Annotated in this window: 21 protein-coding genes and 1 riboswitch; of the genes, 12 read left to right on the plus strand and 9 right to left on the minus strand. The window is 35.9% G+C overall.

Going from position 1 to position 23,455, the window contains the following annotated elements:
* Window positions 1-19 precede the first annotated feature (19 nt).
* The gene (locus E0W73_RS20560) at window positions 20-397 is read right to left on the minus strand and encodes a hypothetical protein (protein WP_135223924.1); all 378 of its coding nucleotides are present in this window, start codon (window positions 395-397) and stop codon (window positions 20-22) included.
* A 243-nt stretch (window positions 398-640) separates the two neighbouring features.
* Window positions 641-1,273: a nitroreductase family protein gene (locus E0W73_RS20565; protein ID WP_135223925.1), complete on the minus strand. Its 633-nt coding sequence runs from the start codon at window positions 1,271-1,273 to the stop codon at window positions 641-643.
* Window positions 1,274-1,379: 106 nt separating this feature from the next.
* Between E0W73_RS20565 and E0W73_RS20570 the strand changes: the two genes are divergently transcribed.
* Window positions 1,380-1,736, plus strand: a complete 357-nt coding sequence (locus E0W73_RS20570) for a winged helix-turn-helix transcriptional regulator (RefSeq protein ID WP_244248531.1) — start codon at window positions 1,380-1,382, stop codon at window positions 1,734-1,736.
* A gap of 1 nt (window position 1,737) precedes the next feature.
* On the opposite strand, the gene E0W73_RS20575 is transcribed toward E0W73_RS20570, so the two are convergent.
* The 3 genes from E0W73_RS20575 to E0W73_RS20585 all read right to left on the minus strand — a co-directional run bounded on the left by E0W73_RS20575 (window position 1,738) and on the right by E0W73_RS20585 (window position 3,385).
* Window positions 1,738-2,211, minus strand: a complete 474-nt coding sequence (locus E0W73_RS20575; protein ID WP_135223926.1) for a MarR family winged helix-turn-helix transcriptional regulator — start codon at window positions 2,209-2,211, stop codon at window positions 1,738-1,740.
* Window positions 2,208-2,705, minus strand: coding sequence for a GNAT family N-acetyltransferase (locus E0W73_RS20580; protein ID WP_135223927.1), 498 nt, complete (start codon window positions 2,703-2,705; stop codon window positions 2,208-2,210). The genes E0W73_RS20575 and E0W73_RS20580 overlap by 4 nt, the downstream gene beginning before the upstream one ends.
* Window positions 2,706-2,791: 86 nt before the next feature.
* On the minus strand, window positions 2,792-3,385 hold the full coding sequence (locus E0W73_RS20585) for a hypothetical protein (RefSeq protein ID WP_135223928.1): 594 nt from the start codon (window positions 3,383-3,385) through the stop codon (window positions 2,792-2,794).
* A 182-nt stretch (window positions 3,386-3,567) separates the two neighbouring features.
* On the opposite strand from E0W73_RS20585, the gene E0W73_RS20590 reads away from it, so the two are divergent.
* Window positions 3,568-4,170, plus strand: a complete 603-nt coding sequence (locus E0W73_RS20590) for a 5'-methylthioadenosine/S-adenosylhomocysteine nucleosidase family protein (RefSeq protein ID WP_135223929.1) — start codon at window positions 3,568-3,570, stop codon at window positions 4,168-4,170.
* Window positions 4,171-4,362: 192 nt separating this feature from the next.
* On the opposite strand, the gene E0W73_RS20595 is transcribed toward E0W73_RS20590, so the two are convergent.
* A complete protein-coding gene (locus tag E0W73_RS20595; RefSeq protein ID WP_135223930.1) occupies window positions 4,363-4,989 on the minus strand; it encodes a hypothetical protein in 627 nt (208 codons plus the stop codon).
* 341 nt (window positions 4,990-5,330) lie between these two features.
* On the opposite strand from E0W73_RS20595, the gene E0W73_RS21500 reads away from it, so the two are divergent.
* The 10 genes from E0W73_RS21500 to metQ all read left to right on the plus strand — a co-directional run bounded on the left by E0W73_RS21500 (window position 5,331) and on the right by metQ (window position 19,676).
* Complete coding sequence (locus tag E0W73_RS21500; RefSeq protein WP_162847739.1) at window positions 5,331-5,498, plus strand: hypothetical protein; 168 nt, start codon at window positions 5,331-5,333, stop codon at window positions 5,496-5,498.
* Window positions 5,499-5,748: 250 nt separating this feature from the next.
* A riboswitch (SAM riboswitch) is annotated at window positions 5,749-5,849 on the plus strand.
* Window positions 5,850-6,097: 248 nt separating this feature from the next.
* Entirely contained in the window at window positions 6,098-9,268 is a 3,171-nt protein-coding gene (locus E0W73_RS20600; RefSeq protein WP_135223931.1) for a SusC/RagA family TonB-linked outer membrane protein, read from the plus strand.
* A 16-nt stretch (window positions 9,269-9,284) separates the two neighbouring features.
* The gene (locus E0W73_RS20605) at window positions 9,285-10,742 is read left to right on the plus strand and encodes a RagB/SusD family nutrient uptake outer membrane protein (RefSeq protein WP_135223932.1); all 1,458 of its coding nucleotides are present in this window, start codon (window positions 9,285-9,287) and stop codon (window positions 10,740-10,742) included.
* A gap of 74 nt (window positions 10,743-10,816) precedes the next feature.
* The gene (locus E0W73_RS20610; protein WP_135223933.1) at window positions 10,817-11,800 is read left to right on the plus strand and encodes a TlpA disulfide reductase family protein; all 984 of its coding nucleotides are present in this window, start codon (window positions 10,817-10,819) and stop codon (window positions 11,798-11,800) included.
* A gap of 71 nt (window positions 11,801-11,871) precedes the next feature.
* Window positions 11,872-13,116: a M14 family metallopeptidase gene (locus tag E0W73_RS20615; protein WP_162847740.1), complete on the plus strand. Its 1,245-nt coding sequence runs from the start codon at window positions 11,872-11,874 to the stop codon at window positions 13,114-13,116.
* A gap of 5 nt (window positions 13,117-13,121) precedes the next feature.
* Window positions 13,122-15,281: a S9 family peptidase gene (locus tag E0W73_RS20620; RefSeq protein ID WP_135223935.1), complete on the plus strand. Its 2,160-nt coding sequence runs from the start codon at window positions 13,122-13,124 to the stop codon at window positions 15,279-15,281.
* A gap of 35 nt (window positions 15,282-15,316) precedes the next feature.
* A complete protein-coding gene (locus E0W73_RS20625; protein WP_135223936.1) occupies window positions 15,317-16,792 on the plus strand; it encodes an aminotransferase class V-fold PLP-dependent enzyme in 1,476 nt (491 codons plus the stop codon).
* Window positions 16,793-17,128: 336 nt separating this feature from the next.
* Window positions 17,129-18,160, plus strand: a complete 1,032-nt coding sequence (gene metN, locus E0W73_RS20630; protein ID WP_135223937.1) for a methionine ABC transporter ATP-binding protein MetN — start codon at window positions 17,129-17,131, stop codon at window positions 18,158-18,160.
* Window positions 18,153-18,806: a methionine ABC transporter permease MetI gene (gene metI, locus E0W73_RS20635; RefSeq protein WP_135223938.1), complete on the plus strand. Its 654-nt coding sequence runs from the start codon at window positions 18,153-18,155 to the stop codon at window positions 18,804-18,806. The genes metN and metI overlap by 8 nt, the downstream gene beginning before the upstream one ends.
* A gap of 63 nt (window positions 18,807-18,869) precedes the next feature.
* Window positions 18,870-19,676 carry a methionine ABC transporter substrate-binding lipoprotein MetQ gene (metQ, locus tag E0W73_RS20640; RefSeq protein WP_135223939.1) on the plus strand — a complete coding sequence of 269 codons (807 nt, stop codon included), beginning with the start codon at window positions 18,870-18,872 and terminating at the stop codon, window positions 19,674-19,676.
* Between the two features lie 118 nt (window positions 19,677-19,794).
* Here metQ and E0W73_RS20645 read toward each other — a convergent pair whose 3' ends face one another.
* From E0W73_RS20645 to E0W73_RS20655, 3 genes are all read right to left on the minus strand, one after another.
* Window positions 19,795-20,256: a DUF1810 domain-containing protein gene (locus E0W73_RS20645; RefSeq protein WP_135223940.1), complete on the minus strand. Its 462-nt coding sequence runs from the start codon at window positions 20,254-20,256 to the stop codon at window positions 19,795-19,797.
* 306 nt (window positions 20,257-20,562) lie between these two features.
* The gene (locus tag E0W73_RS20650) at window positions 20,563-22,350 is read right to left on the minus strand and encodes a DUF262 domain-containing protein (RefSeq protein WP_135223941.1); all 1,788 of its coding nucleotides are present in this window, start codon (window positions 22,348-22,350) and stop codon (window positions 20,563-20,565) included.
* 104 nt (window positions 22,351-22,454) lie between these two features.
* A complete protein-coding gene (locus E0W73_RS20655) occupies window positions 22,455-23,453 on the minus strand; it encodes a DUF4407 domain-containing protein (protein ID WP_135223942.1) in 999 nt (332 codons plus the stop codon).
* Window positions 23,454-23,455: the final 2 nt, after the last annotated feature.

Below are 23,455 nucleotides of genomic sequence, written 5' to 3' on the forward strand. Positions count from 1 at the left end.
ACTATGATGCAAAACGAAATTACAATTTGTCTGCGATTTCTTTTTTATACTTATTCAGGATTGATTTTGTCATTCCTAGATTGGCTTTTGTAGAGTCAACTGCCAGATAGATAAAATATTCCTGATTGTCTGAAACGTCAATAATATGAATTTGCGATGTAAGCGTAATCATAACATTGTCTATAACCTGATCTTTTAAATTTAAAGCCTTGATAGCGCTCATTTTTGCTTTCACTACTTCTAGGTTATAAGCAGAGGCTAATTCTGGATCAAAATCTGAAAGAACAGATTGAGAATAGTAAGACATGCCGCTTTTGATTTCGGCAACAGAGACAGCAATAAAACCAGGTACATTTTTCTTGAGATCTTCTCCGAATTGTTTTAAAAAATCTGACATAGTTATGAATTTAAATTTGTTTTTTTAGTATTGTATTTTCTTGGATATCCTGCAAAATTAGGAATCGAAAAATATTTAATTATCCGCTATTTGTACCTATTTTTCCGTTTTAGAAAAAAAAAAAATTTGTAGTGCGAAAGTTTTTTTGCCAAGCTTCTTTAAAGCTCATAAGCGTTAAAAAGAAAATGCTTCCGAAATCGTTACCGATATTTGGAAGCATTATTTTGAGAGTAAAGGAATTGATTACTTGATCTCTGTAATAAATTCGTCCTCAGGTGTTCTTACTTTTTTCAGATTTACGAGCCAGTCGTTGTCTGCATCTCGGTAGCCAAGCGGAAGAACCAAGACGCTCTTAAGTCCGAGCTCGCTCAAATTCAACAGCTTGTCTACTTCTGCCGGAATAAAACCTTCCATTGGAGTTGCGTCTACTGCTTGTTCTGCTGCGGCCGCAATGGCGATACCGAACGAAATATAAGCCTGTTTTGCCGCATGATTGGCGTGCCATTCTTGTCCAAGAGGCTCGTACATTCCCCAAAGTCTGTTTTTGTACTCGTCCATTGCATCAGCAGGAATTCCTCTTTCGGCAATAGTTCTGTCAAATACAGCAGAAATTTTTTCAAGGCTGTAACCGTCCCAAGCTGCCCAAACCAATACGTGCGATGCATCTGTAATCTGGCTTTGGTCAAAACCTACGGCTCTTATTTTTTCTTTTAATTCTGGATTCGTGATTACAAAAATCTTATAAGGCTGCAAACCAGAAGAAGATGGAGCAAGCTTTGCCGCTTCTAGTATATAATCTACCTTTTCTTGCGGAACTGTTTGTCCGTTCATTTTTTTTGCAGCATAACGCCACTTAAGTGCATCTATTAAGGCCATTTTTTTTTAGGATTAAAATTCTAGCCAAATGTAAAAACTTTAAGTGTATTTTTGTCATCAGATTACTAAAAGTAACTGTGACATTTGGGTAACTAACTAACATTTTATGATTGAAGAGCCGAAACATGACCGTGTAACTTGCAATAAAAACATTATGGCGGTGCACGATGCTATGGATATATTAAACGGAAGATGGAAGATTTCGATTATTGCTTCTCTTTGTTTTAACACTTTGCGATTTACAGATTTGCTTAGAGAAGTAGAAGGTATTTCTGGAAAAATGCTGAGCCGCGAACTCAAAAACCTCGAAGAAAACCAATTGGTGAGACGTACAGTCTTGAACACACAGCCCATTACTGTCGAATATAAGCTTACAGATTATGGCCATACGCTAAAAGAAGTCATAGATTCGCTAGCAAAATGGGGCTATAATCACCGCAAAAGAATCACCGGAAGGGAATAATTCAGTCTTTCAGCTCAGTGGCTTTCTGAAAAAAACTTTGGCGTGCCAGTTTCTGTTCGGTTTCCTCGATTGCTTTAAGCAGATTGTTCTGATTATCTGTGATTTCGGTCAAGGCATTTTGCATGATTCTCCACACGGGTTGCATTTTTGTCACCAGCTCTTTTCCTTTTGATGTGAGCATGATAAGACGTTTTCGCTCGTCAAGTTTGTCTTTTTTAGAAGCGATGATTTTGTTTTTTTCCATTTCCTTCAAAAGGCTAATGGTCGAGGGATGGCTATAGCCGATTTCGGATGCTATTTCGACCACGCTTAAAATTTCTTTTACATGAAGCGTATAAAGGACCGGAAACCATTTGGGCTCAAAATCAATATCAAAGGATTTGTAGATTAAAGCACCGTCTTTGCGTAGTTGCTCGCTCAGTCGCTGTAGTCTGGTGGAAATAGCCAATATTCCGATTTCGTCTATTATATTCATTTTGATGAATTTAAATTTAGGTGGCAGAAAACAGTATCCGGTTTCATTAACGGAAAATCTTTTGGAAGCTCGTTTTGCTTAATCGTTATAAAATTATTCTTTTCATAAAAACGCAATGCGGCTTGTAAAATAGAGACGGTTCCCAAATACAAGTCGCTTATTTTGTTTTGACGGCTGAAATTAATTAATTCTTCTAAAAGTTGCTGTGCAATTCCGAATTCTTTGCCACGATATTCTTTTTTCACAAACATTTTTCTGATGGCTCCGGCATTCTCGCTGAATTTTACCAATGCGATGGTTCCTACCAGTTTTTCATCCGCAAAAGCTCCTAGAAAACAACCTCCAGGTTCATAATAAAAATTTTGAATGTTAAGAAGATCGGGCTGATCTTCTAAAGTTATCGGAACATTGAACTCTTTCTGCTGGATGTTCAGAATCAAGTCGACAATTTGTTCTTCGTATTCGTTTTGTATCGGTTTTAATTGTACTTGCATAAAAAATAAATATAAGTACAAAACTACGTAGTTAACTACATATATCCAAACAAAAAAACTGCCGAGATGAGCAGTTTTTTTGTTTTTTACTCTTTACCGATTATGATTACGGCCTTGTAACCGGTTCCGACATTCCATTCGCTTGACGAAATCACCAATCCTTTGTCATCAAAAACCTGAAACTCGGCTGTGTTCGGTGATGCAAAACCTTCGTTTAAGGCTTCAATATCGATTTTGTTGATTCCTTGCACTAAATTTATTTTAACGCTTTTAAATTCGCCGTCAAGGCTTACTTCGGGCTCGATTACTTTGTCGTTTAAATATACTTTTATTTTATCTCCATCAACAAAAGCAGCGTCTCTGTACCGAATGGTAGAAGTGAGGCCTTTTGTTTTAAAGTTTCCTAAAAACTGATTTCTTCTGTAGAAAATTCCAGGCGTATTGGCTTCTTGTTTGTAAATCTGAGTGTTTTTAAAAAGCTCCTCAGGATTTACGACCAAGGGATCCGGTTTTTCGATTACAGCTGGGGGATTTACCTTTGGTGAAGGTTCTTTTGGCGGAATGACTTCTTTTACCGCAGGATCTTTGGACGGAATGGTTTTGAATTTATTGTCTAACTCTTGTGCGTAATTGTGAAACGAAATTCCAATCATGCTTATTGCAAAAAATATTCTTTTCATATTCTAAAATGTTAATCAGCTTTAATGGTTAAGATTAAATTTGTCTTATTATATAAACATTTAATGCTTGGTTTTATTGCCTAAGAGATAAATATTAGGATTTTCTTAAGGTCTTTTGAAATGATTATTACAATTTGTTTTTTAATGATGCATCTTTGCATATCTAAAAAATGTTTGAAAAAATGATTACAATTAATACCGAATATTCATTTCCCTTAGAAGATGTTTTATTTTCATTTGCTTTAGAATCTGAAGCAGGAGTTGTATTTAATGATTTCCGAACCCTTATTACCGGAATCGGAAAAGTAAATGCTGCTTACGAACTTACAAAAGCCATACAGCAAAAAAAGCCATCATTGATTGTGAATCTTGGCTCTGCGGGAAGTAATTTTTTTAGAAAAGGCGATGTGATTTGTTGTACGAAGTTTATTCAACGCGATATGGATGTACAAGGCTTAGGATATGCCCAATATGAAACACCGCTTTCTGGTTTGCCACCCGTTTTGGAATACGGTTTGACAATGGACGATTTAAGCATCGGAATCTGCGGAACAGGAGATAGTTTTGAAATGGGCCATTCGCATGCGCCTTATGATGTTATTGATATGGAAGCCTACGCGCTAGCAATGGTGGCGATGAAAGAAAAAATTCCGTTTTTGTGTTTGAAATACATTTCAGATGGAGCAGACGACAACGCCGCAGAAGAATGGACGATACAGGTACATAACGCATCAACAGCTTTTGACGGTATTTTGAAACTGCATAAAAAAGATATTTTACTGTAATGATTGAAATTACTACTCTTCAATTTTAAGTATCTTTTTAGATTCAAATCTTTGTAAATCTGCGTGAAAAATTTGATGTGAAGTATTTCACGCTGATAGCTTCAGGATTAAAAATTTTAGCCAATCAAACTAGTTGTATGAACTATTTATTCTATTTTCCACGGAAAGTGTTTTAGAATAAATACCAATTAATCAAATTTTCAGTGCGGTCCACTGTCCATTTTTTTGAGTCAGAATCAGTCGCAGTATTTCTGTGTCCAAATTGTGCAAGATTACAAATTCTACTTTGGCTTTGTTTTTAATAGTGTATTGCATTTCGTAAACTTTCTTGCGTCTCTCGAGGTCGTCGCTAAAACTGTATTTTTTCAAATTACTGTCAAAATAAGCGTTAGAAGATTCGCCACTTCCAGTTGTTCCGGTAATTACGACTTTGTTGTTGATGTGATAAAGATCTTCAACCGATTTGTCTAAATCAAGAATAACGGGATTCTTACTGTGTTCTTCTATCTGATCTATTTTTTTTTGATATGCGCTTCTAGAAAACCTCTCATCGTTACCGCATATTCCAAAAACGCTGTATTTGATAACTAAAACAGTATCTTTTTCTTTTTCAAGTTTCGTAATTTCGGTCATGACTGTTTTTATTAGTCCTTTCGAATTAACTAATTCGTTCTGATTGGGAACAAACAAATCTGTAGTTATAAAAATGTCGTAAGCGCAAAATGCAGAGATAAGCAGAACAAAGAAAAAGTATAATATATATCTTTTTTTGCTTTTTGTTTTTTTGTTGCGGTATTCTCGTATAGCTTTAAATGACATGCTTTATATTTTTGATGGTTTTGCTAATTCTAATCTGTATCTGAAATTTGATTTTGTTTAGTTTGTTTTTTGTAAATGTAAAATCTTTTTTCAGAGTTTCCTTTTCATATAGATGATTTGATAATAGAAAAGGTTGGGAGAGGAGTAATTTTTTTTTATAAATTTTTCACGCAGATTCAAACAGATTAATGCAGATTTACATCTAAGCTGATTTAATAGAATTGAAAAAATAATTTCACCCAACGGGTTGTAGTTATTAAAATGTAAGCTGTCATCTAAATGTTATAAAATGAATTTTAGAAACAGTTTTAATTTTAGTAATCATTTAAAAAAATAAAGCCATGTTTAAAAAAGGAGAAATTGTACAGCAGGAATTTGGAAATCAAACCATGGAAGTAATCGGATTTGAACCTGATTTAATCGAAAACGTAATTACGCAATGGGAAGACCAAGACGGTAATATAGTTACAGGTAAATTTATGGAATCGCAATTAACACGTGTCGATTAAAGTTTGTTATTGTAAACCTAAAGCTAGTTCTTTAATATGTAAGAAAAAAGAAACCGTTTGGCGATTGCGCTTGAAATACAATAATTATAAAGTTAAAGTGTTGATTGTTAGTTACTTGTGTTTTATTTTTTCATTTTTTATAATGATAGGTTTCCCTAATTGTATAAAAAATTTAAAAAAAAATATTTTTAAACTTGACTAATTTGGTAGAATTAGTATATATTTGCATCACAGAAAATTTCTGTAGTGATACTTATCCAGAAAGACTGAGGGAATAGGCCCATTGACGTCTTAGCAACCTGTTGCCGAATAAGGTGCTAAATCCTTCCTGCTTTGCGGGACAGATAAGAAGATTTCCTCAAAATCTGAATAAGGTCATCATTATTAAAACAATTATTTTTTAAGATGAAAACCGAATTACATTTTTTACATGCCAGCTCCTCACATTTGAAATTGCTTTTCGAAGAAAATAACTGTATCGCTTTTCGAATGCGAAGACGTTAGTTTTTCTCTCATTTCCTTTTTAAATAGAATTTGCTAAAGGCCTATTAACCACAGGCCCTGGAATTCTTTTGTCCAATTCTTAAACTAAAACCAAAATGAAAAAAATCTTATTAAGCTTAGTTTTATTGCTGAGCCTTCTTCCCGGCAGACTTTTAGCACAGGAACGAACGATCAGCGGAACTGTCAGGGATTCTGAAAGCGGAGAACCGCTTCCGGGAGTGACCGTGATCGCTTCAAGCAGCAATAAATCTTCTATAAGTGATGCAGACGGTCGATTTTCTATCGCTGTTTCTCCAAATGACAAAAATTTGACTTTGAGTTATCTTGGCTATAAAACATTAGAAAAATCATCCAATTCCTCTTTTGCTAATATTCGTTTAACTTCAGAAAATACGGCGCTTAAGGAAGTAGTTGTTGTAGGTTACGGAACTCAAAGCAAGAAAGAATTTACAGGTTCTGCAGCCCGAATTACTTCAAAAACGATTAAAGATATTCCGGTGCAGAGTTTTGAGCAGACACTTATCGGAAAAGCTTCGGGTGTAAATGTCTCCACGCCAAGCGGAGTTTTAAACGACCCTCCGGTGATTAGGATTCGTGGTGTGAATTCTATTTCATTAAGTTCTTACCCTCTTGTTGTTGTTGACGGAATTCCGGTAAATACGGGAGATATTTCGACAACAAATTCGGTTGCCAACAATCCGCTTGCAGATATCAACCCAGCTGATATTGAATCTATTGATATTCTAAAAGATGCTGCTTCGACTTCAATCTACGGTTCACGTGCCGCAGGTGGTGTGCTTTTGATTACAACTAAAAAAGGAAAACAGGGAAAAGCAAAAGTTACGTATGATAGTTGGGTCGGAATTACAAGAGCCACAAGACTGCCTGATCTTTTAGATGCTGAACAGTACGAAACCATTAAGAACGAAGCGGTTTTAAACAGTAAAATACTAACAGGAAATGAAAATAATGCTTCTGTCGCATCAGCGCTTTTCTTTCCGTCTTATAACGCAGATGGCTCTCGCGTCAATACAAAATGGAAAGATTTGGTCTATCGTGATGCGGTTTCCCAAAATCATAATTTAGGTATTTCTGGTGGAACAGAACATACAAGATATTATTTTTCTACCAATTATTCTAAGCAGGAAGGAATCACAAAAGATAATAATTTCGAGAGAAAAGGAGCGAGATTCAATATCGACCACGAGGTAAATAAATGGTTGAAATTGGGAGGAAACCTTTCTTATAACAATACCTTCAATCAAGCACAAAATACAGGATCGTTAAGCAGCAGTGGTTTATTGCTTATTGGTGCAGCACGTCTGGCTTTTGCATTGCCGCCAAACGTATCGCCATATAACGCAGATGGCACATATAACTTGAGCTCAACGGGAACAGCAAGTCCGGGAAATAATTTATTTACCAACACTTTATGGCATCCGGGAGCTTTGTTTGAAAACAGTAAATATACCAGTACCAATGATCATTTTGTTGGAAATGTTCACGCAACAATTACCTTTTTTGAAGGTCTGAAATTTGATTCTAATTACGGAATAGACAGGCTAAAATCTGAAAATATTACGTATTTGAGTCCAAATTTAGGATCCTCTGCTTTTGCAACCGGAGGTTCTGCAACCAATATTGCAGCAACAAGAAACAACTACAATTTTACTAATAGCTTGTCTTTTGACAGACGCTTTGGAGCCAATCATCATATTGCGGCTTTGGCGGGTTATGATGTTCAGAAGTATGAAAATTCTTCTTGGGGAGCAAATCAAACGAATGTATCAGATCCTTTCTTTGAAAATTATCAGGGAACTTGGGGAACGATTCGTTCCTCTGGAAACGGTTTGTCTGAAAGACTTTTTCTTTCTTCTTTCTTCAGATTATCATATGATTATGGTGGTAAATACTTCATTACAGGAAACTTTAGAAAAGACGGGAATTCGGCTTTGGGCGTAAACAGTAAATACGGAAACTTTGGCGGTATTTCTGCAGGATGGTCTGTGAGCGAAGAAGCCTTTTTTAAAAATAGTGGCATTGCAAATTATTTGAATTCACTTAAACTAAAAGGAAGCTGGGGTAGAGTAGGAAACGGAAATCTTTCATCTGCTTATGCTTCGCAAAACCTCTACAGTTCGTCTATTTACGGAACAGCAGCAACTTGGGCGCTATCTCAGGCAGGAAATGAAGATTTAGGATGGGAAACAAGCGACCAAACCAATATCGGACTTGAAGCTGGTTTCTTTAAAGACAGATTACAGTTGACCGCAGATTATTTCAACAATGACGTAAACGGACTGATTTTAAGCAGTCCTCAATCGCCTTCAAAAGGAATTCCGGGCAATTCAATTCTTTCCAACGTAGGTTCGATGTACAATCGCGGTGTCGAATTGGGGTTGAATGCCTCTATTATCAGTAAAGAAGATTTTCAATGGAAAGCCTCTTTCAACTATACTCATGTAACGAATAAAGTTACTGCTCTTGCAGAAGGAAACACAGATATTATTGGATATACTCAGGTTACCACAGAGGCCAATAACATTACCAGAGTTGGTTATTCTGCAGGAAGTTTATACGGAGCAATATCTGCGGGTGTAAATCCGGAGAACGGACGCCGAATTTTCCTTAATAAAAATGGAGAAAAAGTACAGTACAGCGCCGCGGTTCCGTCGGGACAAAGCAATTGGACGTATTTAGACGGGTCGACTGCACCGGCAATCACAGTGGCCGATTATCAGGTTTTAGGCAATGCGCTTCCAAAATGGTATGGAGGTTTAACCAATAATATTCAATACAAAGCCTTTGATTTTACAGTTGGATTTACTTATTCGGGCGGAAATAAAGTAATGAACAATACAAGAGGAACTTTATTAGATCAGCGTTTTTACAATAATTCGACAGAAGTCTTAAATCGCTGGACAACTCCGGGGCAGCAGACCAATATTCCGAGATTGGTATACAATGATGTTATTTCGAACGGTTCAAGCGGATTTGCTATTTCTGATAATGCAGAAAAAGCCGATTTCTTAAGATTGCAACAATTAACAATCGGTTTTTCTCTTCCAAAGAATATTTTAGAAAAAGCGCAATTATCATCAGTTAGAATTTATGCACAGGCGACCAATCTTTTCTTGATTACTTCGTACTCAGGAACAGATCCGGAGACTTCATCAAACGGAGATTCAACCACTTCGATGGGAGTTGAGAAAAACTCTGTCGGACAAGGAAGAACATTCAGTTTTGGACTTAATGTTGGTTTTTAATACATAAAATTACATCATGAAAACATATTTCAAATCATACCAAACATCGGTTTTAACTTTATTGCTGTTTTCCGGAATCATACTGACTTCCTGCGAAAACAATGAAGATCTAAATATTGCTCCAGAAACGACAGTTTCAGACAAAGACATTTTTAAAACTCCAGCCAGAATCGAAGGATTGGTAAACGGGATTTACAAGGCATTTAAAGGTGCCAGTTTGTACGGAGGCCGAATTTTGCTGTATCAAGACCAGCGTGGAGAAGATTTTATCAACATAACGGCAAACAACTTTACAGGTTACGAAAGCTGGAACAACTCCTACAGCTCAGGATCAAATGACATCAACAATCTTTGGGCACAGGCTTATTCGGCAATTAATAATGCAAATATTTTGATTGAAGGTTTAGCCGTAAATCAGGGCGTAATTACAGAAGAAAAAGCAAAACAATATATTGGGGAGGCAAAGCTGATCAGAGCCTTAGCCTATTATACTTTGGTCATAAACTTCGGGCAGCCTTATAATAAAGACGCAGGAGCTTCAAAAGGACTCCCGCTGCGATTAAAAGCAGAAACCGGCACAGCCAATAATGATTTGGCAAGAAGTTCTGTAGCAGAAATTTATACGCAGATTTTAAAAGATTTAGACGAAGCCGAAGCCGCATTGCCTCAGAGTTATACAACCGCTGACCTTAACACCACAAGAGCGCATGTGAGTACTGCAATTGCTTTAAAAACAAGAGTTTATCTTACTTTGAATAACTGGACAAAAGTAATTGAAGAAGCAGCAAAATTAGCTCCTCAGACACAAGCGCCATTTTCTACTACAGCAAGTGAGGTTAAACATGCCTTACAATCAGATATTACAGTGGTTTTTTCTTCGAACTATGCTACTGTCGAGTCTATTTTCAGTATTCCGATGAGTTCTCTAGATTCGTATACAGGACAATCCTCTATTGCTTATATCTACAATACTAATTTAGAGTATTACCTAAACCCAACGGGAATTTTGGGCGATGCACAATGGAGGTCAACAGATAACAGACGTAATTTGACGAGAACAGTTTCTGGAAAACAATATTTTAGAAAATTTGCCAAACCATCGCCATTTTTAGATTACATCCCTGTGATTCGTTATTCTGAAGTGTTATTGAATTATGCGGAAGCTGCTGCTAAAACGGGAAACCTAACATTGGCTGCCAATCTTTTAACTGCGGTTCATCAGCGATCTGATGCTTCGTACACGTTCGCTGCTTCGATCACTTCAAATCAAAACCAATTAATAGACGCAATCTGGAAAGAGCGCAGAATCGAATTGCTGGGAGAAGGTTTCCGTGGTCCCGATTTGCTTCGAAACCTGCAAGCACTTCCGGCAAAAGGAGACAACAAATTACAGACTCCGGCGGTTTTGCCTTCAGATGCGAATTATATTTTTCCGCCGGCAAACACAGAATTATCAGCTAATAAATTATACTAAAACCAATTATAATTAACCACCGAAACTTTGTCAATGCATTTCGCTTTGGCAAAGTTTTACTAAAAACAAATAAGATGAAAAAGATACTATTAGGTTTAGTTTTGTTTTTTGGGATAACAGAATCTCAGGCACAAGAAAGCAATTTGCAGTTAAAAGGAACTGTTGTAGATACCGTTGCACAATATGTTTATCTCCAGAAATTTCACAATAAAATGTTTACAACCATTGATTCGGTAAAAGTAAAAGACGGCAGTTTTAGTTTTAAAACCAAAGTCAAAACGCCAGAATTATATGGTTTGAGTGTTAATACGGCAAATAATCCGCTTTATATTTTCCTTGAAAAAGGGCCAATCACAGTTAAATTAAGTCCGAAGAAATATTACAGCACTTCGGTGGTCGAAGGTTCTGCCACGCAAGATTTGTTTGACGTTTATAGAAAAACGAAAGATGTAGAGATCAGCAAATTCATTACAGAACATCCAAACTCTATAGTGTCGGCTTATGTTTTGTACAGAAACTGGTCGTACAGACTGACTCCTGATCAGATTACGCAAAATATTGCTTTATTAGATAAAAGCCAGCAAAATTCCACTTACGTGAAAGAACTAAAAGAACTGGTAACCGTTTTGAACGGATTGGCGGTTGGTAAAAAAGCCCCTGATTTTACTGCCAATAATCCCGAAGGGAAACCAGTTCGCTTTTCTGAAAACTTAAAAGGATACACTTTAGTCGATTTTTGGGCTTCTTGGTGTGCGCCATGCCGAAAAGAAAACCCAAATATCGTGGCCGCTTACAAAGAATTTCACGATAAAGGATTCAATATTATTGGAATTTCTTTAGATAAAAAGAAAGAAAACTGGATAAAAGGAATTCAAGAAGACAATCTTGACTGGCTGCAAGTCTCAGAATTGACGTATTGGAACAGTACTATTGCTAAATTATACGGAGTGAGAGCGATTCCAGGAAATTATTTAGTGGATTCGAACGGAATAATTGTAGCAAGAAATCTTCGTGGAGAAGACTTGCAGACAACACTTAAGTCTCTTTTGGATAAATAATTTGACTTTTGCCATTTGTAAATTCGTTCGAAATGGCAAAACAACATTCACAAAAAAGTAAAATAGAAAAGATGAAAACCAGATTATTTTTTTCAGCAGCAATATGGTCTGTCATTGCAACAAATGCCCAAGTCAAAAGCGGCTTTAAGGGACAAGATCCCATTACGGCAGTTTCGACCGTAACACGTCCTGTTGAAAAACAGTGGAAAGGGGTTTTTGATAAAACCGGTAATGAAGTTTTCTTTGGAAATGATTTCGTTGGCGCACGCCTTAACGGGGTCGTTAAACTTGACGACAATACCTTTAGTGTCCTGATTGCGCCAGAAAATGCGCCGATAAACGGAAGTCCGTGGTATGCTTTTAAAGTTTGGTCAAAAACAGTTAAGGAAATCCAGATTCGCTTTGATTATCCGCCAAACGTAAGACACCGTTACAATGCGAAAATCAGCACCGACGGAAAACAATGGAAAGCCTCTGAAAACGGCACTTTCGTGAAAAAGGAAAAAGATTCCAACTATGTTCTGAAAGTAAAAGTAAGCACAGACACGACTTGGATTGCGGCGCAGGAACTTAAAACTTCTAAAGAAATAAGCCAATGGATTTCATCCTTAAAAAATAAGAACAACACTGCCGAGGCTTCGATTGGATTGACAGCCGAAGGCAGAAAAATTCCGGTTTTCAGTATCGGAAATCCTTCTTCTAAAAACAAAATCCTGATTTCAGGACGCAATCACCCGCCAGAAGTTACGGGACATTACGCTCTCGAGGCTTTTGTTGAAAGTTTAACAGCCGATACACCATTGGCCAAAAAATTCAGAAAGAAATTTGAAGTGTACGTCATTCCTCTTCTGAATCCCGATGGTGTTGATGGCGGTTTTTGGAGACACAATTCGGGTGGAATCGACTTGAATCGTGATTATAATGAATTCAATCAGCCAGAAACGAGAGCCGTTCGCGATTTTCTGAAAAATGAAATCAAAGATTCGAACAAACTTTGGTTTGCGATTGATTTTCACTCCACACACGACGATATTTATTACACAGTAGATCCTAATCTCAAAGGAAATATTCCCGGTTTTGTACCCAATTGGCTGAATAAAGTAAAAGACGGGATTCCGAATTATACGCCACATGTAAAGCCTCTTTATTTTAAACCGCCAACGTTTACACTGTTCAGTTATTTGTTTGAAACTTACAAAACAGAAGCTTTGGTGTTTGAAATTGGAGACAATACGCCAAAAGATTTTATTAAAAAGAAAGGAGAAGTTTCGGGAGAAGAATTCATGAAACTGATTTTGGAAAATGTTAAAAATTAAAAGAAATGAAAAAAGTAAAAATATATATCGCTTTAGCCCTGATTGCTTCTGTCTGTTGTTTCAGTCAGCAAAAAAAAGAACTCATTCAGGTTACGGATCTTCTAAAAATCAGAACAGTTGGAGATGTGGAGTTGAGCAAAGACGGACAAAATGCCGTTTTTACGGTAAAAAGCATCATCAAAAATCCAGAAAATGCTCTAGATTATGATTACGATACCCAGCTTTGGATCACCAAAACCGCAAAAAACAATGCCCCGAGACAGCTAACTTTCGGAAAAGAAGCATCGAGTTCTCCGGTTTTCAGTCCAGACGGAAAACAAATTGCTTTTACCAGAAATGTAAAAGGAAAATCGCAGCTATTTTTGTTTAAAGTGGATGAAGGAGGAGAAGCCGTACAGCTGACCGAGACAAAATACGGCGCCGGAAATCCAAAATGGAGCCCAGACGGAAAACAGATTTTGTTTACTGCATCGATACAAATCAATGAATTAATCAAGGATTCAGTTTTAAATCCGAAAAAAGAATTGCCCCTTTGGAGTTTTGAAAAACCCGGATTTGAGGCAAACGAAAACCTGAAGCCCAATAAAACTAAAGCCGATCCAAACGGAAGTATAGAAGCAATCAGAGCTTATTTGGAAAACAACGAAAAAGATAAAAAAGCAAAAGTGGTTGACAAACTGCATTTTCAAACAGAAACTGCAGTGAGCAGCGAATTGCGTTTTACACATATTTTTATTATCGATGCCAAACCAGGCTCAAAAGAAAAAGCAGTCACAAAAGGATTTTATTCTCATTCAAATCCTTCGTTTATAAGCAATACCAAAATTGCTTTCAACGGAAGCCTTAACGAAAAAAGACATCCGGATCGCGTTCTAGAAAACAAAATTTATACTATCAACACTGACGGAACTGCTCTTACTGAGTTGTTAGGAGCAGAAAATAAGGTATTCCAGCTTTTGGCTGTTTCGCCTTCGGGAAAACAATTGGCGTATCAGGAAAGCATCAGCAATAACTTATCAATTCCGGTTCTGAATATTTTTAGTCTAGAAAATCCCTCTGCCAAAAGCAAAGTGATTGAATATGATCGAAATAATACAAATGTCCGTTTTTCTAAAGACGATAGACAGCTTTATTTTACCTCTTCAAGCAATGGCGGTCATGCGCTTTGTACGGTTCCGTTAAATACTTTGAAGGTAGAAACTTTAACGTCTTTTGATCAGGGAATTACAGATTACGATTTCAATAATGGCGTTTTGGCTTTCGCTAAAACAGAAGTGCAGAATCCATCAGAACTTTATATTTCAGATTTGAAATTAAAAGAACCAAGATTGGTTTCAGAATTCAATACCAATTGGTTGAAAAACAAAGCAATCAGTTTTCCTCAAAAGTACACTTTTACAAACGAAAAAGGTCTTGAAATCGAATATTGGGTAACAAAACCCACTCGTTTTGAACAGGGCAAAAAATATCCATTACTAACGGAGATTCATGGCGGTCCAGCATCAATGTTTGGTCCCGGTGATGCTAGTATGTGGCTCGAATACCAATTTTTTGCAGCTCAAGGTTATGGAGTTTTATACAGCAATCCGAGAGGGTCTTCGGGTTATGGCGAAAAGTTCTTGAGGTCGAACATTAAAGATTGGGGACCTGGACCGTCCAGCGATGTCCTTACAGCCTTAGACAAAACTACAGCATTGGGCTGGGCAGATACCAATCGGCTTTTTATTACGGGTGGTTCGTATGCGGGATATTTGACTACTTGGATTATAAGCCACGATCAACGTTTTAAGGCAGCTTCGGCACAGCGCGGGGTTTATGAATTGAATACTTTTTTCGGGGAAGGAAATGTGTGGAGAATGGTTCCGAGATATTGGGGCGGCTATCCGTGGGAAAAAGAAACCAAAGCCATTTTAGAACGCGAATCACCGCTGAATTATGCTGAAAACATCAATATTCCGTTTTTAATCATTCACGGAGATAACGATTACAGAACCGGAGTTACACAAAGCCAGATGCTGTATAAAATGCTTAAGGTTTTAGGAAAACCAGTAGAATATGTACGACAGCCAAATGCAAGCCATGAAATTACGAGAAGTGGGGACAATCGCCAAAGAATTGATCAGTTGCTTCGAACTTTTGAATTTTTCGAAAGATTCAATCAATAATAAAAATAGTTAGTTAATTAAAAAGTGATAGGGAAATGAATGCTATTGAGAAAACAAAACCAGTAAGTTTAGAACGTTATTTTTCGGAGTTCAGACAAAACACAATAGGTGTAAATCATAATTTTGAATCGGTTTACGGACAGCAGGATCTGTTGTATGCAGATTGGGTGGCCAGCGGAAGATTATACGGCCCGATCGAAGAGATTATGCTCCATAAGATCGGCCCGATGATTGCCAATACGCATTCATTTTCTAGTCAGACAGGAAAAGCTTCTACCTATGCTTATCAGCATGCTCGGGATATTATTAAACGACATGTGAATGCCAGTGAATCAGACGTTTTGGTTACCACCGGGACAGGAATGACGGCTGCGCTATCAAAATTGCAGCGCGTTATGGGGCTTCGAAAAAACTATGAAGACGAAAATGATAAACCGGTTGTTTTTATTACCCATATGGAACATCATTCCAATCAGGTTCCGTGGTACGAAATCAATGCTGATGTTGTAATTCTGAAAGCTGATGAAGACAATTTAGTAGACCCTGAAATCCTTTCTCAAGAACTAAATCAATACAAAGACAGAAGTCTAAAAATCGGCTCTTTTACCGCTTGTTCTAATGTTACCGGAATTATTACGCCTTATCATGAATTAGCTAAAATCATGCACCAAAACAACGGACTCTGTTTTGTCGATTTTGCGGCTTCGGCTCCTTATGTAAAAATCGATATGCATCCAGAAGATCCAGAAGCGTATTTGGATGCGATTTTCTTTTCGCCTCATAAATTTCTCGGCGGGCCTGGTACTTGCGGTGTTTTGGTGTTTAATGAAAAATTATACCAATCTGATTTTCCGGATAATCCAGGAGGAGGAAATGTAAAATGGACCAATCCGTTAGGGAATTATTGTTACAGCGATGTGATAGAAGTAAGGGAAGATGGCGGAACTCCAGGGTTTTTACAAGTAATGAGAGCGGCTTTGGCATTGCAGTTAAAAGATAAAATGAGTGTCGAAAAGATTGCCAAAAGAGAAAAAGAACTTCTTGATCTGTGTTTTTCAAAACTCCAAAAAATTCACGGTTTGTCTGTTTTGGGAGATTTGAAAAGCGAACGTATTGGATGTGTTTCGTTTGTGATTGAAGAGATTCATTACAATTTGATTGTGAGGCTTTTAAATGACCGTTTCGGAATACAGGTTCGCGGCGGTTGGTCATGTGCCAGTACCTATGCGCATTATTTGTTTAATATCGACGAAAAACGATCAAGAGCCATCACGACTGAGCTTCTTCAGAAAAATCAAACCAATAAACCTGGCTGGGTGCGTTTGTCACTTCATCCGATTATGACTAATAATGAACTTGAATTTATCTGCGATGCAATTGAGCAGAGTACGCTTCATTATAAAAAATGGAAAAAAGACTATACCTACAATGCCACAACAAACGAATTTGAAAGTATTCAAACTAATGAAACCATTAAAGAAGATGTTCAAGAATGGTTTAGTTTGGACTAAGGTAAAGTTCTGCGATCATATTCAGGATTGTTAAAAAATAATATTTACTGATAGAAAATAAAGGCAATCGTTATAGTAGTCTATTATGTTGATAGGTTAATAAAAGTTTTAATGATTTATGATTAAAAATTGAAATTAACTATTTAAATTTGCAGCAACAATGAGAAATAAAAGCCTTACTATGAAGAATTATTATAACAGCAGTACAATGATGTGCTGTGATGTTGTTATGAAATTCGATGATTGGGCTTCTCTATAAAAACAATATTATTTATTTCAAAAAGCCTTTCATAAATCGTTGAAAGGCTTTTTTGTTTTGCAAATCTGAAAATAGAAATGATTGAATTAAAAAATGTAACCAAAACGTTTCATCAGAAAGACAGGATAGTTTCAGCCTTGTCTGATGTTTCATTAAAGGTGCCTCAGGGGAAGGTTTTTGGCGTTATCGGAACTTCGGGCGCTGGAAAAAGTACCTTGATTCGTTGCGTCAATTTGCTGGAAAGACCAACATCGGGAGAAATTATTGTAGACGGAAAAGCTTTAATGTGGTTATCCGATTCGGAATTGGCGATTGAAAGAAGACAGATCGGAATGATTTTTCAGCATTTTAACCTGCTTTCTTCCAGAACGGTTTTTGAGAATGTGGCTTTTCCGCTGGAATTAGTCGGCGCTTCAAAAAATGAGATCAAAACCCGTGTTTTGGAATTATTGGAATTGGTTGGTTTAGTCGAAAAAGCAAACGATTATCCGGCAAGTCTTTCGGGCGGACAGAAACAAAGAGTAGCGATTGCACGAACTTTGGCCAATAATCCGAAAGTTTTATTGTGTGATGAAGCGACCAGCGCGCTCGATCCCGCTACAACCCGATCTATTTTAAATTTACTGAAAGACATCAACAAACGACTGAATATTACCGTTTTATTGATTACGCACCAAATGGAAGTCGTAAAATCAATTTGTGATGAAGTTGCCGTAATCAGCCACGGAAAATTAATAGAGCAGGGCAGTGTGGGCGAAATCTTTGCCGATCCGAAACATGAATTGACGCGAGAATTTATTTCTTCTTCTCTTCATATTGAGATTCCGTCTGTCTATCAAGAAAAATTACAAAAGGAAGATAACGGAAATTTAAATCCGTTATTGAAATTGGAAATGACCGGAAAATCGGTAAACGAACCCGTTATTTCAGAGGTTTCCAGACTTTTTGATACCGATTTCAAAATTGTAAGCGCACAAATGGATCAGGCGGGCGAAGTTAATTTTGGCGTAATGCTGCTTGAACTTTCAGGAAAACGCGAAAATTACAATGCCGCCATTCAGTATTTCAATTCAAAACACATTAAAACAGAAATTTTAGGTTATGTCTGATTCTCTTATTGATTTATTGTTAAAAGGAACATGGGAAACCATCGTGATGACTTTTGTATCAGGATTTTTCGGTTTTTTGTTGGGGCTTCCAACAGGAATTCTGCTTTTTCTTACCCGTAAAAACCAAATTTTAGAACAGCCGATTTTAAACAGAACAGTATCGGTTTTGGTCAATGTTTTTCGTTCGATTCCATTCATCATTTTAATTGTTTGGATGATTCCGTTTACCCGCGCTATTGTCGGAACTTCGATTGGAGTGAGTGCGGCTTTGGTTCCGTTAAGTATTGGCGCAGCCCCTTTTATTGCCCGTTTGGTCGAAAACAGCCTTTTGAGCCTTCCGTCAGGATTGATTGAAGCGGCAAGAGCGCTCGGAGCAACACCACTACAGATTGTTTACAAAGTATTGCTTCCAGAAGCATTGCCATCTTTAATCAATGCGGCAACGATCACACTGATTACGCTTATTGGCTATTCTGCCATGGGTGGTGCGGTCGGCGCTGGCGGTCTCGGACAAGTGGGCTATCAATACGGATATATTGGTTATGATGCCGTAACCATGAATTCGGTTTTAGCCTTATTAGTGCTTTTGGTATTCCTGATTCAGTTTGTGGGAGATGCCTTGTCCAAACGATTTGATCATCGATAACTTAATCGTGAGAAAGTTAAGAGTTAAGAGTTAAATGTTAGAAAAAAAAAAAAAACAAAAAAAATGAACTTATTTAAAACAGCAGGAATTATAGCCTTATCATTTGTGGTGGCTAACTGCGGAAAAACTAAAAACAACGATCCGCATTTTATTAAAGTCGGAGTAGCTTCCGGACCTGAATTAAAAGTTGCCGAAGCAGCCAAAAAGGTAGCAAAAGAAAAATTCGGATTAGAAGTCGAACTAGTCGCTTTTAACGATTATGTGGTTCCGAATGAGGCTTTGAGCCAAGGAGATATCGATGCGAATGCTTTTCAGCATAAACCTTATTTAGACGAGCAATCAAAACAGCGTGGCTATAAATTGGCTATTATCGGAAACACGTTTGTATATCCGATTGCGGCTTATTCTAAAAAGATAAAAACGCTTGGAGAGCTTAAAAACGAAAGCACGATTATCATTCCGAACGACCCTACAAACGGCGGACGTTCTTTATTGCTGTTGCAGAAAAACGGTTTGCTGAAATTGAAAGAAGGCGTTGGCTTATTGCCAAAAGTTACCGACATCATCAGTAATCCAAAAAACCTGAAGATTTTGGAATTAGAAGCGCCTCAACTTCCTCGTGCTTTAGACGACGAAAATGTTGCTATTGCAATCATTAACAACACTTTTGCGTCTCAGTCAGGATTGGTTCCGTCTCGTGATGCCTTGTTTATAGAAGACAAAGAATCTCCTTATGTAAACTTGGTGGTGAGCCGTGAAGACAATAAAAACGAAGAAAAAGTAAAACAGTTTTTACAGGCTTTTCAATCTGAAGAAGTAGAAAAAGCGGCAGAACGCGAATTTAAAGGCGGTGCTGTAAAAGGATGGTAGAATTAAGATTTTGAAAGTAAAAAAAGCCTGTAAATATAATTTTTACAGGCTTTTTTTTAAGGAAAATTTATATATAAAATCAAATATAATTATGGCGTAATTATTTGAAGTTTAGAGATTAAGATAAAACAGGCTCCGCAGTATGTACGGCTGTTTTTTGAGTGAAATTAAGCGTAAGCGGATCCAGATTTCCGTAGAAAAAAGTATCCAGAATTTCCTGAAATACAGGATCTGCATTTGGTGTCTGCACAAAAAGGCTCATAGAAGAGCGAAGTTTTCTAGCCCCAAGTTCGCCAAGAATAGTTTCGGCCGACTTCTTTTTCATCGTTAAGAGAAGCTTGCAGATTTCGATTAAATGTTTAGCTAAAATTGGATGATTAAGAAAAGCCTCGGCCTCTTGTAAATCGGCAACCGCGTAATAATCAGAAAGAGAGCTTTTTCCAAGTCCTTTGATTTGTGGAAATATAAACCACATCCAGTTTGTTTCTTTTTTTCCTTTTTTTATCTCAGAAAATGCAGTAAGATAAAGCTTGTTTTGTGCATCTAAAAAGCGGGTCAAATCATTTTTTGCGTAAATCATATCTTGCTTTTGGTATTAAATGGTTCGTAATTTTTGAGAAAGCATTTAAGAATTTCTTTGACCAAAAATAGATGCGAGGTCGAATTTTTTAGTTATAGAATTTTTCGGAGTTGTTATATAATTTTAATTGGGTCCACGCTAAGAATAATTTGTAATACTTTCTTTTATTAATGGTTGGACAAAAGGTCATTATTCGTTATAAATATATAATTGTTTAATTTGACGAAATTGAGATTTGTTTTATAGTGACTAAGAAAAGTGCAAATTGGATTTGCGCTTTATAAGAGTCATTGTAAATAGTTAATCTTATATTTTATAATGCTTTTTGATTTTATTAATTAGTTGATTATGGTTTTCCTTTAATTCATTTATAGTCCACTGTGATTTTTGCATAACTACTAATGAGTTTGGAAATGATTCGATGCTGGATACAAAATATTTAGTTTTCTTATCTGCAAAATCCAGTCTGCCTTGACCAGAATTTTTTCTTCTACTAATGAGCACCAAGTTACCAAGTTTGTGTGTCCATTCTTCTCTTTCGCTGGCTGAAAAATCAGCGACCCATTTGCTGTCTTCTTCTGGATTTTGAGGGAGAATATGTTCAACCGACATTTCATTGTAGGAACTACGTTTTTCTGAATATAAAGGTGCATCAAGTAAAAAGTCTACCTTTCTCAAGATATATCTTGCAAATCTTCTCCCGTAAATTGTATTTACATCTAAATCAGAAAGAAATAACGAACTATTAAATTTGAAACTAATATCATCAAAAAGTATCTTTATTTTATCTTCTTTTGAGATTTCTTTTAAAATAGCTGTTTCTTCAATTTTTTTTATAATAGTATTCATGGCCTCAATTCTAGCAGTTGGTGTCTCTCTACCAATCCAATCTCCTGAGAATTTATTATCTAAAAGTTGTAGAAAATTAAGAATTTTATAATCTCCAAAATTTTCGCGAAATACTAATAATGGAGGTATCCAAATATCTGATAATGCAGTATCTTGCATGACTTTAATAAGATTATCAAAAGCCCAATTATTGCAGATATTATAATTGTTACCACTAAAAATAGTATCAAAGTGACCTTTGTAAGTTTTTATAATTTCAAATGTATCATCTCCTTTTTTTAGTAATGGTTCTGCTTTTTCATATTGTTTAGTACTATGATTAAATTTTTTAGGCTGATATATGTTGTCTTCAAACTCTTTCAATAAATTATGGCGAGCTTTTTCTTTAACTAATATAGTTCTTATATAAGATAAAAATTGATCAAAGTCTTCTCCTAATTCACCTTCTAAATCTTCCCAATATTTAGCATATTCAGTTTGTTTTTCTTGTGTACTTACTTCTTTTAGGTTTTGTGCTTTTAGAATATCACTATTTCGAAGTCTTATTCCTCTGTCATTTAAAACTGTGAATAATCTAAAAGCGTCTTCTAATTCACTACTAGCAACATAAACTAATATTACATATTGTCGTAAATATGAAAAGAATATATTTATATCTATGTTATCATCATTCAAAAACCATTTTGTTATTATTAAAACAGCATTTGCCATATTTCTTATGGAAACATCTTTAGAATTTTTAACTAGATTTAATAATTCTTCTTTTTTTTGAGTGCCATTTTCACATTTTATAAAAGTATTTATAAAGTCTTCAACTTCCTTTCGGATAGCAAATTCAATACGTAGACGTTCTGGTATACCATCATATGGATTACCTTCTTGAAATATTGCTTTTGCACAAGTAGCTTTCAATCTTGGATCAATTGCTAAATCTCGAATAACCGATTGTAAGATATACAGAGTGGTTAGTCTTTGTTGACCATCTAAAACACTATTCTCGTAATATGAGGTGTCTTTAATAATTTTTGGTTCGCAATGTAAGACTAATGATCCTAGAAAATATTGACTATCTGGGGTATTTATTGCAGAATGAGAAATATCATCTAATAAAGAACTAATTTGATCTTCTCCCCAAACATATGGCCTCTGATAATCTGGTATGCAATACCACATATCTTCTCCAAATACATCTTTTATAGTAATTTTATCGCTAGCTATTTGTTTTCCTGTTACTTCTATTGACATTTCTTTTTTTATTTAATGATACTTTTTATTCTAGGTAAAATTTTATTACATAAGATTTTCAATTCTTACGTGACATATTTGTTTATTATGAAATATTTTTGAGATTAACTTTTAGCCATTTCTGCAAATAGATCAAGTTTTTTCATTTGTAGCATCATATGATGATTAACTATTCGATCGTAGTCATTTTCATCCTCAAAAATTTTGCTAACTAAAACTAACATTTCAATTCCGAAAAGAAGTATAAACCAAATTAGCCATATTGCTAACGCAACACTTGATTTAGAAATTAAACTCCACATCACTTCCAGTTCATCTAAAAAACCTACTTTACTGGAGATGTCTTTTTCGAGTTGAGGACGAATATTTAAAAGAGCAGATTCTTTTTTAGATTTTTGAACATTTAATTCAGTAATAGATTTTTCTAATGGACCAATCATAGAAATTTTCGGATTAGGTACATTTGAAGTATTAATTACTTTTACAGGTACAGATTTTTCAGTCGTAACATTATTTCCTGAGATTGGATCAAATGTGACATTTTTTTCAGTTTGATTGGTTGAAGTTGTTGAATATATTATTGATGTAGGATTAAGTGCAATTTCAGTAATATAATTTTGTCTTTCTGTTTCTTTTTTAGTGATTGCTTTTTGTAAATCATCAATTTGTGTTCTTAATTCTTGAGTTTTAGAATCAAGAGCCTTATTAACTCTAGCATCAATAAAAGTGATTTTTTCAAGCTCAATATCTTGTTGAAAAATAATTTGATCAAGAATTACAGACCCAATAATGGCCATAGTAATTGCAATAATTCCTCTAGTTATATAAAGCCATTTATTGGGGTTAATTGCTAATATTATCTGTCTTTCAATTTGTATTATAATAATTAGAAAGATTATTGATCCAGAAATTGATGCAATCGTATTACCAGCAAGGTATCTGCTTGTGAAAGAAAAGCCAATAAATGCCCAAAGAAGGCAGACTATCAGTAATGCAGATGTATATCTTTTAACAGTTTTTACGGAAATTTCACTACAATTCACTACAATTCTATAGTTGTATCCTGTAAGAAAACAACCAAATTTTACCCATAGATTTTTCATAA

This window comes from Flavobacterium foetidum (genome assembly GCF_004634245.1).
Lineage (GTDB): Bacteria > Bacteroidota > Bacteroidia > Flavobacteriales > Flavobacteriaceae > Flavobacterium > Flavobacterium foetidum.

Excerpts from the sequence above, each read along its gene's own strand:
- E0W73_RS20560 (WP_135223924.1), bottom strand. The coding sequence starts at position 397 with ATGTCAGATTTTTTAAAACAATTCGGAGAAGATCTCAAGAAAAATGTA.
- E0W73_RS20565 (WP_135223925.1), bottom strand. The coding sequence starts at position 1,273 with ATGGCCTTAATAGATGCACTTAAGTGGCGTTATGCTGCAAAAAAAATG.
- E0W73_RS20570 (WP_244248531.1), top strand. The coding sequence starts at position 1,380 with ATGATTGAAGAGCCGAAACATGACCGTGTAACTTGCAATAAAAACATT.
- E0W73_RS20575 (WP_135223926.1), bottom strand. The coding sequence starts at position 2,211 with ATGAATATAATAGACGAAATCGGAATATTGGCTATTTCCACCAGACTA.
- E0W73_RS20580 (WP_135223927.1), bottom strand. The coding sequence starts at position 2,705 with ATGCAAGTACAATTAAAACCGATACAAAACGAATACGAAGAACAAATT.
- E0W73_RS20585 (WP_135223928.1), bottom strand. The coding sequence starts at position 3,385 with ATGAAAAGAATATTTTTTGCAATAAGCATGATTGGAATTTCGTTTCAC.
- E0W73_RS20590 (WP_135223929.1), top strand. The coding sequence starts at position 3,568 with ATGATTACAATTAATACCGAATATTCATTTCCCTTAGAAGATGTTTTA.
- E0W73_RS20595 (WP_135223930.1), bottom strand. The coding sequence starts at position 4,989 with ATGTCATTTAAAGCTATACGAGAATACCGCAACAAAAAAACAAAAAGC.
- E0W73_RS21500 (WP_162847739.1), top strand. The coding sequence starts at position 5,331 with ATGTTTAAAAAAGGAGAAATTGTACAGCAGGAATTTGGAAATCAAACC.
- E0W73_RS20600 (WP_135223931.1), top strand. The coding sequence starts at position 6,098 with ATGAAAAAAATCTTATTAAGCTTAGTTTTATTGCTGAGCCTTCTTCCC.
- E0W73_RS20605 (WP_135223932.1), top strand. The coding sequence starts at position 9,285 with ATGAAAACATATTTCAAATCATACCAAACATCGGTTTTAACTTTATTG.
- E0W73_RS20610 (WP_135223933.1), top strand. The coding sequence starts at position 10,817 with ATGAAAAAGATACTATTAGGTTTAGTTTTGTTTTTTGGGATAACAGAA.
- E0W73_RS20615 (WP_162847740.1), top strand. The coding sequence starts at position 11,872 with ATGAAAACCAGATTATTTTTTTCAGCAGCAATATGGTCTGTCATTGCA.
- E0W73_RS20620 (WP_135223935.1), top strand. The coding sequence starts at position 13,122 with ATGAAAAAAGTAAAAATATATATCGCTTTAGCCCTGATTGCTTCTGTC.
- E0W73_RS20625 (WP_135223936.1), top strand. The coding sequence starts at position 15,317 with ATGAATGCTATTGAGAAAACAAAACCAGTAAGTTTAGAACGTTATTTT.
- metN (WP_135223937.1), top strand. The coding sequence starts at position 17,129 with ATGATTGAATTAAAAAATGTAACCAAAACGTTTCATCAGAAAGACAGG.
- metI (WP_135223938.1), top strand. The coding sequence starts at position 18,153 with ATGTCTGATTCTCTTATTGATTTATTGTTAAAAGGAACATGGGAAACC.
- metQ (WP_135223939.1), top strand. The coding sequence starts at position 18,870 with ATGAACTTATTTAAAACAGCAGGAATTATAGCCTTATCATTTGTGGTG.
- E0W73_RS20645 (WP_135223940.1), bottom strand. The coding sequence starts at position 20,256 with ATGATTTACGCAAAAAATGATTTGACCCGCTTTTTAGATGCACAAAAC.
- E0W73_RS20650 (WP_135223941.1), bottom strand. The coding sequence starts at position 22,350 with ATGTCAATAGAAGTAACAGGAAAACAAATAGCTAGCGATAAAATTACT.
- E0W73_RS20655 (WP_135223942.1), bottom strand. The coding sequence starts at position 23,453 with ATGAAAAATCTATGGGTAAAATTTGGTTGTTTTCTTACAGGATACAAC.